The 7,834-nt window shown below is 69.2% G+C and carries 11 protein-coding genes; 5 read left to right on the forward strand and 6 right to left on the reverse strand.

Annotated elements, in window-relative coordinates; all coding sequences use genetic code 11:
• Positions 1 to 209: 209 nt before the first annotated feature.
• Genes QMX80_RS03420 through grxD form a run of 3 tightly spaced genes read right to left on the reverse strand, consistent with a single transcriptional unit; the run spans position 210 to position 1,869 of the window.
• Positions 210 to 803, reverse strand: a complete 594-nt coding sequence (locus QMX80_RS03420; RefSeq protein WP_055769992.1) for a YhgN family NAAT transporter — start codon at positions 801 to 803, stop codon at positions 210 to 212.
• Positions 800 to 1,537 carry an SDR family NAD(P)-dependent oxidoreductase gene (locus tag QMX80_RS03425; RefSeq protein WP_282275304.1) on the reverse strand — a complete coding sequence of 246 codons (738 nt, stop codon included), beginning with the start codon at positions 1,535 to 1,537 and terminating at the stop codon, positions 800 to 802. Before QMX80_RS03425 ends, QMX80_RS03420 begins: the two co-directional genes overlap by 4 nt.
• 11 nt (positions 1,538 to 1,548) lie before the next feature.
• Entirely contained in the window at positions 1,549 to 1,869 is a 321-nt protein-coding gene (gene grxD / locus QMX80_RS03430; protein ID WP_055769999.1) for a Grx4 family monothiol glutaredoxin, read from the reverse strand.
• Positions 1,870 to 1,991: 122 nt separating this feature from the next.
• Between grxD and QMX80_RS03435 the strand changes: the two genes are divergently transcribed.
• A complete protein-coding gene (locus QMX80_RS03435) occupies positions 1,992 to 2,570 on the forward strand; it encodes a superoxide dismutase (RefSeq protein ID WP_282275299.1) in 579 nt (192 codons plus the stop codon).
• A gap of 232 nt (positions 2,571 to 2,802) precedes the next feature.
• Here the strand turns inward: QMX80_RS03435 and QMX80_RS03440 are convergent, their stop codons facing one another.
• From QMX80_RS03440 to purE, 3 genes are all read right to left on the reverse strand, one after another.
• Positions 2,803 to 3,138: a carboxymuconolactone decarboxylase family protein gene (locus QMX80_RS03440; RefSeq protein ID WP_055770006.1), complete on the reverse strand. Its 336-nt coding sequence runs from the start codon at positions 3,136 to 3,138 to the stop codon at positions 2,803 to 2,805.
• Positions 3,139 to 3,319: 181 nt separating this feature from the next.
• The gene (locus tag QMX80_RS03445; protein ID WP_282275301.1) at positions 3,320 to 4,465 is read right to left on the reverse strand and encodes a 5-(carboxyamino)imidazole ribonucleotide synthase; all 1,146 of its coding nucleotides are present in this window, start codon (positions 4,463 to 4,465) and stop codon (positions 3,320 to 3,322) included.
• The gene (gene purE, locus QMX80_RS03450) at positions 4,462 to 4,965 is read right to left on the reverse strand and encodes a 5-(carboxyamino)imidazole ribonucleotide mutase (RefSeq protein WP_273080087.1); all 504 of its coding nucleotides are present in this window, start codon (positions 4,963 to 4,965) and stop codon (positions 4,462 to 4,464) included. Before purE ends, QMX80_RS03445 begins: the two co-directional genes overlap by 4 nt.
• Positions 4,966 to 5,024: 59 nt before the next feature.
• Between purE and QMX80_RS03455 the strand changes: the two genes are divergently transcribed.
• From QMX80_RS03455 to QMX80_RS03470, 4 genes are all read left to right on the forward strand, one after another.
• The gene (locus tag QMX80_RS03455) at positions 5,025 to 5,294 is read left to right on the forward strand and encodes a Trm112 family protein (protein ID WP_055770015.1); all 270 of its coding nucleotides are present in this window, start codon (positions 5,025 to 5,027) and stop codon (positions 5,292 to 5,294) included.
• Entirely contained in the window at positions 5,294 to 6,166 is an 873-nt protein-coding gene (nadC, locus tag QMX80_RS03460; protein WP_282275302.1) for a carboxylating nicotinate-nucleotide diphosphorylase, read from the forward strand. Before QMX80_RS03455 ends, nadC begins: the two co-directional genes overlap by 1 nt.
• Before the next feature lie 199 nt (positions 6,167 to 6,365).
• Entirely contained in the window at positions 6,366 to 7,250 is an 885-nt protein-coding gene (locus tag QMX80_RS03465) for a DUF2272 domain-containing protein (RefSeq protein ID WP_282275305.1), read from the forward strand.
• Positions 7,251 to 7,356: 106 nt separating this feature from the next.
• The gene (locus tag QMX80_RS03470; RefSeq protein WP_055770020.1) at positions 7,357 to 7,707 is read left to right on the forward strand and encodes a DUF3301 domain-containing protein; all 351 of its coding nucleotides are present in this window, start codon (positions 7,357 to 7,359) and stop codon (positions 7,705 to 7,707) included.
• Positions 7,708 to 7,834: the final 127 nt, after the last annotated feature.

The raw sequence follows: 7,834 nt of genomic DNA on the forward strand, positions 1-7,834 counted from the left end.
GCCTCGATACGAGTTGGCGATTGGGAAAAAAACGCGATCCATCAGCCCCGGGGCCACCGGGCGCCTGATCGTCTTGAATCTGGGGGTACCTTCCGCGGCGGTTACATGCGCAACGGTTAAGATAAGGTTAACACGGTAAGCATCGAATATGACCGTAGCAAGACAGTGATCTTGCAGTGCAGCAAAACACGCACAATCGAATCAATAACTTACGAAATGGACGCCAGATAGACCGCGACACCATCCAGCAACATTTGCACGGAGATCGCGACGAGCAGCATGCCCATCAGGCGTTCCAGCGCGGTCAGCGCCCGCGCCCCGAGCAGCTTGTAGAGCAGCGTGGCCGACATCAGGATCGCCGCGGTCGCACCCCAGGCCAGCAGCAGCGCCAGGCTCCATTCACCCAGGCGATCGGGCTCGTTGCTGCCCATCAGCATGACCGCCGCCATCCCCGACGGACCGGCCACCAGCGGGATCGCCATCGGCACGATGAAAGGCTCGCCATCGGGCACCGCGCCCATCAGCCCCTCGGGCCGCGGGAAGATCATGCGGATGCCGATCAGGAACAGCACGATGCCCCCGGCGATGGACACCGATTCCTGGCGCAGGTGCATCAGCTCCAGCGCGTACTTGCCGCCCCACAGGAAGGCCATCAGCACCGCCAGCGCGATCAGCAGTTCGCGCGCCAGCACCACGCGCTGGCGCCGTGGCGCCAGTGGCTTGAGCAGGCTGAGGAAGACCGGGATGTTGCCCAGCGGATCCAGGATCAGGAACAGCAGCAGCGCAGCGGAGAGGATGGTCACCCGCGCAGTTCCATCACCTTGCCGCGCCAGGGCGCTCCATCGGGAGCCAGCAACTGCACGCAGGCATCGGCGCAGGCTGCCGGATCGACCGGCTCATAGTCGGTTTCGTGGGTGAACGCGCGCGCGCGCAGCGGCGTGCGCATGGGCCGGGGCTGCAAGCCACTGACCCGCACCGGGCCACTGCGCAGCTCGTGGTGCAGCGTATCCAGCAGGCCGCGCAGGCCATACTGGGCCACGCCGTAGCCGCCCCAATAGGCCTGCCCGACCCGCTGCGGATCATCGAGCGCGAATACCACCGCCGCGTCCTCGCGCTGGCGCAGCAGCGGCAGGCAGGCCTGGGTCAGCCAGGCACGGGCCGTGAGGTTCACATGGATGGCGCGGGCGAAAGCCGCCGGGTCGCCCAGTGCGAAGGGCGTCAGGCCGGCGAAATCGGCCGCACAGTGCAGCAGGCCATCCAGCCGCCCGACCTCGGACTCCAGGCGTCCGGCCAGCGCGGCATAGTCATCGGGCGAAGCGCCCTCCATGTCCAGCGGATAGAGCAGCGGCTCGGGACCGAGCTGCGCGGCGCTGTCATAGACCCGGTTGAGCTTGGCGACCTTGCGCCCGAGCAGCACCACTGTCGCGCCGGCGGCCGCACAGGCGCGCGTCGCCGCCGCGCCCAGGCCGCCCGCAGCGCCAGCGACCAGTACGACGCGTCCGTCCAGCCGTGGACCGGGAGCGTTTCCGGCATCCATCGATTGCGCGCTCACGCTTGGCCCGCCTCGGCGACGATGCGCTTGAGTTCGCCGGACTCCAGCAGTTCGAGAATGATGTCGCAGCCGCCGATCAGTTCGCCATGCATGAAGAACTGGGGAAACGTCGGCCAGTTGGAATAGCGCGGCAGGTTGGCGCGCACTTCGGGAAATTCGAGCACGTTGACGGTGCGCAGGTTGACTGCCCCCGCCGCCAGCAATGCCTGCACGGCCCGGCTGGAGAACCCGCACATCGGATACTGCGGCGTCCCCTTCATGAACAGGACAAGGGGATGCTGCTCCACCTCCGCCTGGATTTGCTCCATCACCGCCATTGGAATCTCCCTGCTGCTGCGAAAGAACGGCCCGTCCGGTCGGATAGACTCTTCTTCCGTGGCTGCCGATTGTAAGCCGAGCCAGCCGGCTCCCGGCGCCCCAGACAGAAAAGAAACGGACCATGCCCGTCGAACTGCCCGACCTGCCCTACCCCCGCGACGCCCTGCAGCCCCATCTTTCGGCGGCAACGCTGGACCTGCACCACGGCCACCACCAGCGCGCCCAAGTCGACGCGGTCAATGCCCGCATCGCCGGCACCGAGCTGGATGAGTTGCCGCTGGAGGACATCGTCCACAACAGCCAGGGCAGCCTGTTCGAGGCCGCCGCCCAGGCCTGGAATCACGCGTTCTACTGGCAGTGCCTGCATCCGCGGGCCGGTGGCGAGCCTCACGGCGCGCTGGCCGAGCACATCGCGCGGCAATTCGGCGACACGCAGAAGCTGCGCGAGGATTTCAACCGCGCCGCATCGGCGCTGTTTGGTTCCGGCTGGGCCTGGCTGGTGCAGCATCCCGACGGCCGCCTGGCCATCGTCACCACCCGCAACGCGAATACGCCGCTGACCGGCGACAGCACGCCGCTGCTGGCCTGCAACCTGTGGGAACACGCCTACTACACTGACTTCCAGAACGAACGCGGGCGTTACCTGGCGTCGTTCTGGAAGCTGGTGAACTGGGATTTCGTCGGCGCCCGGCTGCGCTGATCGCCGGTGGTGCCGCCGATGCCATGCGCCAGCATGCAGCGGCGGCGTAATGCCCAGCAGGAACTCCACCCGGGAATCCCCGCCAGATCCTGCCCGTCGCTATAAAACGCCCCCTTGCAGGGCTGGGCAATATCCCGCTGGAGCATTGCCGAGCGGGCCTGCTGCAGAAACCCCGCCGCCGGAGCATGGTTTCGCACTGCCAGCGGACCTATCCGGCCTGCGCCGGACACGATCAGCCGTGAGCCGCCACCGCGTCCAGCACCCGCGCCGAGTACACCAGGGCGGCACCGGCGTTGAGCGCTACCGCCACGCCCAGCGCCTCGGCGATCTCCTCGCGGCTGGCGCCCTGCTTCAGCGCCGCGTCCACATGGGTGGTGATACAGCCATCGCAACGGGTGGTCACCGCCACTGCCAGCGCGATCAGCTCACGGGTCCTGCCGTCCAGATGCGCGGTCTGCGCGCCAGCGCCGCTCAACGTCATGTAGCCCTTGAGCGTATCGGGCGAAAGCTTGCCCATCTCGCCGATCCGGCCCTTCAGTTCGCGACGGTATTCATTCCAGTCCAGCATGGCGGCGGCTCCGATGAAAGGAGCCCCAAACTACCACCGCCCCCGTTGCGCCGCTGCATGCATGCACGCACCGCAGCGTTGTCGATCCCGGGGCTGTGGCGGCAGGCAGCTCCATGGATGCCGGAGGGAGCCCACGAGTGCCGGCCAGCGGGCGGCACCGCCAAGGAAGGATGCAGGCCGGTCAATTGCCCCGCAGCGTGCGCACCACGGGCTCGACCTGCGCCTGACGGCCCAGCGCGCGCCCCACCCGCTCCAGCGCGGCGGCCAGCGCGGTGGCCTCGTCGTCGCGCAGATTGGCGTGGCCCACCTTGCGGCCTTCGCGCGGCTGCTTGCCGTAGTCGTGCCAGTGTCCGGCAGCCTCGGCCAGCACTGCGCGCGCATCGGGCATCTGGCCGAGCCAGTTGAGCATGCAGGCATGGCCCAGCACGCGCGTATCGCCCAATGGCAGGCCGAGCACCGCGCGCAGATGGTTCTCGAACTGCGAGGTCTCGGCGCCGTCGCTGGTCCAGTGGCCGGAGTTGTGCACGCGCGGCGCCATCTCGTTGGCCAACAGTTCCTCGCCGCGGCAGAACAGCTCCAGCGCGAACACGCCCACGTAGTCGAGCCGCTCGGCCACCCGGCGCGCGTAACCGATGGCCGCCTCGTGCTGTGCCGCCGTCACGACCGCCGGGGCCAGACTCGCCGACAGCACGCCGTCGACATGCCAGTTGCCGGTCAGCGGCCAGGCACGGAATTCGCCATCGCGGCCGCGCACGGCCACCACGCTGACCTCGCGGTCGAACGCGACGAAACCTTCCAGGATCAATCCGGTCTTCCCGGCCTGCGCACCCAGCGCCTGCCAAGCGGCGTCGATGTCAGCTTCATTGCGGATGCGGAACTGGCCCTTGCCGTCGTAGCCGAGCCGGCGCGTCTTGAGGATGCACGGCATGCCGAACTCTGCCGCCTTCGCCGCCAGTTCATCGCGGCTGCGGATGTCGGCGAACGGCGGCAGCGGAATGCCCAGTTCCTGGAACAGAGTCTTCTCGCTGAGCCGGTCCTGCGCCACGGCCAGCGCGGCGGGGTTCGGGAACACCGGCCGGCGCTCGGCCAGCCAATGCGCACTGGCGGCCGGCACGTTTTCGAAATCGAAGGTGACCACGTCCACCCGGGCGGCGAATTCGGCCAGCGCCGCGGTGTCGTCGAAAGCTCCGACCTGCAGCGGCGCCAACTGCCCGGCGCAGGCGTCAGCGGCCGGATCGAACACCACAAAGCGCAGGCCCAGCGGCGCACCGGCCAGCACCATCATGCGGGCCAGCTGCCCGCCCCCGAGAATGCCGACCGTGGTCATTGGCGCGGGTCGTCGGCAGCCATCACGTCGGCGGTCTGGCGCGCGCGGAACGCGTCCAGCGCCCCGCCGATCTCCGGCTGCGCGGGCGCCAGCATCGCCGCCGCGAACAGCGCCGCGTTCGAAGCACCGGCATTGCCGATGGCGAACGTGGCCACCGGAATCCCCGCCGGCATCTGCACGATCGACAGCAGCGAGTCCATGCCGTTCAGCGCCTTGGACTGCACCGGCACGCCCAGCACCGGCACCGCGGTCTTGGCCGCGATCATGCCCGGCAGGTGGGCGGCGCCGCCGGCGCCGGCGATGATCGCGCGCAGCCCGCGCGGGCCGGCTTCCTCGGCATAGGTGAACAGCACGTCCGGCGTACGGTGCGCCGAAACGACCTTCACTTCATACGGAACGCCCAGCGCATCGAGCTTCTGGGCCGCGTGCTGCATGGTCTCCCAGTCGGAACGGGAACCCATCACGATGCCGACAAGCGGCGCGGAGGAATTGGGGGTCATTGGCCGTCACCTGCTGCAAAGACGTATTCTAGCCGCCTTCCACGCAAGACCACGACCCGATGGACCGCAAACTGCTCGACCTGCTCGTTTCGCCCGACACCCGCCAGCCGCTGGCCCTGCTGGACAGCGCCGGGCTGGAAGCGCTGAACCGCGCCATCGCCGCCGGCAGCGTCGTCCGTGCCGACGGCAGCGCGCAGGCCGAGCCGCTGCGCGAAGCGCTGGTCACCCGCGACGGCAGGCAGGTGTTCCGCGTCGAGGACGGCATACCGGTGCTGCTGGCCGACGAGGCCATCGCCACCACGCAGATCGACGGCTTCCCCGGCAAGTGATGCTGCCGCAGCCGCCGGCCGCTCCGCCGCAGGAGCAGATCGACGCCGATGTCGCCCGCGCCCTGGCCGAGGACATCGGCAGCGGCGACGTCACCGCCGCGTTGCTGCCTGATACCGCCGACAGCGCCTATCTGCTGTGCAAGCAGGACGCGGTGATCGCCGGCCGCCCGTGGTTCGACGCCACCCATCGCGCACTCGACCCGCAGGTCAGCATCGACTGGCGGGTGCGCGAGGGCGAGCACGTGACGGCCGGCACCGTGCTGGCCACCCTGCAGGGCCGCAGCCGCGCGCTGGTCAGCGCCGAGCGCACCTCGCTGAACTTCCTGCAGACGCTGTCGGCCACCGCCACCACCACCGCGCGCTACGTCGCGGCCGTGGCCGGCACCGGCACGCGCATCCTCGACACCCGCAAGACCCTGCCCGGCCTGCGCCTGGCGCAGAAGTACGCGGTGCGCTGCGGCGGCGGCGACAACCACCGCATCGGCCTGTTCGACATGGTGATGCTGAAGGAAAACCACATCCGCGCCGCCGGATCGCTCACCGCCGCGGTGCGGGCGGCACGCGCGCAGCAGCCCGCCCTGCCGCTGGTGGTCGAGGTCGAGGACCTGGCGCAGCTGGAAGAAGCGCTGGCTGCCGGCTGCGACCGCATCCTGATCGACGACTTCACCCCGGCCATGCGTCGCGACGCGGTGCGCATCACCGCTGGCCAGGCGCCTGAAAAGCGGGTTCCGCTGGAAGTCTCCGGCAGCGTCGGGCTGGATGGCCTGCGCGCCATTGCCGAGGACGGCGTGGACTGCATCTCCATCGGCGGGCTGACCAAGCATGTGCAGGCGATCGACCTGTCGTTGAAGCTGGGCCTGCCGCCGCACTGAAGGGATGCCTGCAGCTGGACCTGCGCCACAGGCGCGCAGGTCCAACCGGACATCGGGCCCGGGGCGCCCCGGCACAGCCCGTGATTTCACGACACAGGAACAGCCATTTCTGCGAGGCTCGCCCCATGCCCGAGGGGAGCCCGCCGTGGCCCAACGATTCCTGCTCTGCTGCGTACTGCTGCTGCCCGCGCTGCCTGCCATGGCATTGGAGGTCTGCGACATTCCGCCGCGCTACGGCGTGGGCGAGACCGCCAAGGCCATCGTCCGCGCGGCCTGTGGCGAGCATCGCCTCTGGTACCGCCCCTTCATCGACCGCGATGGGCGCATCGCCAGTCTCGCCATCACCGAAGCCGAAAGCGGCAACCTTGCCGACAATGGACTGATCGCCTGGCAACGCGTAGCCGGATACTGGCGCGAGAGCGGCACCTTGTCGCCGATGGCCGCCCTGCCTGGCGCGCAGAGCTGCCTGGCCCAACCCGGCGAGCGCACGACCGACAACGATTGCCGTGCTTTCCTGATCGACAACCCGTGGTCGGCCGCCTTCATTTCCTGGGTCATGACCCGCGCCGGCGTGACGGGCTTCGTCCGCTCGCCGCGACACATCGACTACATCCGCGCCGCCCGCCGCGGCGGCGATGCCGCCCGGCCCTACCGGCTCGCCGACCCGATGCAGGAAAAGCCCGCGCCCGGCGACCTGCTCTGTTTCCTGCGCGACCGCAGCAGGCCGGTCAGCCACGGCGGCCTGGTCCAGGCACTGGACAGCGGCGGCGCCGACCGCTGGAAATCGCATTGCGAAGTGGCCGTGGCCGCCAACGTCGGCGGCGACCAGACCCTGTACCTGATCGGCGGCAACGTCGCCAATGCGGTGGTCATGCGCAAGTTGCCGCTGGATCGTACCGGGCGCCTCGTCGCGCCGCCGCCCCTGGATGCCGGAACACAGCCCTCACCGGTGGAAGCGGGATGCTCGCCCGGCCGCGAGGAAGAGTGCGATTTCAACCGGCAGGACTGGGCCGCGCTGCTGAAACTGGTCGAGATGCCTCCAGTGCAACAACCGCTGCCGGTGGAGCCGGCCAGGCCGTGGTGAACGCGGCGGCAAAGCCGCTCCATCGACCGGCCATTCCCGTCGTGCAGGCAGGCGATCCGCCTCCGGCGTAGTTCCGCTTTCGCGCCCGGCCGCCTAAAGTGGCGCCATGCCTACCTTGTTGATCCTGATGATTCTCGGCGCCATCGGTTTCGCGTTCTGGGACGCGTCCCGGGCCGCGGCCGAACGCGCCACCGAACTCGGCCGCAATGCCTGCCAGGCCGCCGACGTGCAGTGGCTGGACCAGAGCGTGCACGCCATCGGACTGCGTCTGTGCCGGCTGCCCAGCGGCTGGCTCGGCTTCGAGCGCAGCTTTCGCTTCGACTATTCCCATGACGGTGTCGAACGTCACAGCGGGCGCATGGTGCTGCGCGGCAAGCAGCTGGTTTCCTTCGTCGGACCGGCCACCGCACGGGTCAGCATGCTGCAGCCGCGCAACGACGAGGCCGAGGACATCTGACCGCGGCTTTGCGCCCCGCGAGATCCGGAAGCACATCCCCTCGAACGAAAACCGCCGCCGTGCGGCGGCGGCTTGGGTTTATTAACCACCCGGAGGAACGGGCGCGTGCCAGAACGCGGGGGCCGGT

Source organism: Stenotrophomonas sp. PS02297, assembly GCF_029959705.1.
Lineage (GTDB): Bacteria > Pseudomonadota > Gammaproteobacteria > Xanthomonadales > Xanthomonadaceae > Stenotrophomonas > Stenotrophomonas nitritireducens.